This window comes from Accumulibacter sp. (assembly GCF_031732815.1).
Lineage (GTDB): Bacteria > Pseudomonadota > Gammaproteobacteria > Burkholderiales > Rhodocyclaceae > Accumulibacter.
Genome location: NZ_JAVMKF010000267.1, coordinates 1 through 1,136, shown reverse-complemented (window position 1 = coordinate 1,136; position 1,136 = coordinate 1). Strand labels below are relative to the sequence as shown.

Genomic DNA, 1,136 nt, shown 5'->3' with positions numbered 1-1,136 from the left:
GTGCTCGGTTGCTACCAGTTTCGCGTCACGCGCAACAGCAACCTGTTCGTCGACGAAGAGGAAGTCAAGAACCTGCGCACCAAGATTCAGGGCGAACTGCCGCAGCGTCACTTTGGCGATGCGGTGCGTCTGGAGGTCGCCAACAACTGCTCGGAAGCAATGACGCAATTCCTCCTCGGCCAGTTCAACCTGACCGAAACCGACCTCTTCCGCGTCGCCGGCCCGGTCAACCTTGTCCGTCTGATGCAGGTCCCCGATTGGGTCGTTCGTAACGATCTGAAGTTCCAGCCGTTCAAGCCGGGAACGCCGAAAGCGCTGCACAAGTGTCACAGCGTCTTCGACAGCATCCGCGGTGGCGACATTCTGCTGCACCATCCCTATCAGAGCTTTGATCCGGTGATCGAACTGCTCGAACAGGCGGCAACTGACGCGCAGGTCGTCGCCATCAAGATGACCGTCTATCGCACCGGGACCGATTCGGTGCTGATGCAGTCGCTTCTGCGCGCGGCACAGAATGGCAAGGAAGTCACCGTCGTCGTCGAACTGATGGCGCGCTTTGACGAAGAGGCCAACATCGGCTGGGCGACCAAACTCGAAGAAGTTGGCGCGCATGTGGTCTACGGCGTCGTCGGCTACAAGACGCACGCCAAGATGCTGATGGTCGTGCGCCGCGAAGAGGGCCGGGCGGGGAGCAGCATTCTGCGCCGCTATTGCCATCTCGGCACGGGCAACTATCATCCGAAGACCGCACGTCTGTATTCCGACTTCGGTCTGCTCACCTGCAACGAGGAGATCGGCGCGGATACCAACGAGGTCTTCAAACAGCTCACCGGCCTCGGCCGTGCGCAGACGCTGACGCACCTCTGGCAGGCGCCGTTCACGCTGCAGCCGAACGTCGTCGCCGGAATTCGTGCCGAAGCGGAAGCCGCGCGCGCCGGCAAGCGTTCGCGCATCATTGCCAAGATGAACTCGCTGCTCGAGCCGGAGACGATCGTCGCGCTGTACGAGGCGTCGCAGGCGGGCGTCAAGATCGACCTCATCGTGCGTGGCGTCTGCGGTCTGCGCGCCGGGGTCAAAGGACTCTCCGAGAACATCAGCGTGCGCTCGATCATCGGTCGGCAGCTCGAACACCACCG

Annotated in this window: 1 protein-coding gene; it reads left to right on the top strand. The window is 62.1% G+C overall.

The genetic code is table 11. The features are described from left to right. On the top strand, window positions 1–1,136 hold a 1,136-nt coding region (ppk1, locus tag RKP46_RS15595), incomplete at both ends, for a polyphosphate kinase 1 (protein WP_311107484.1).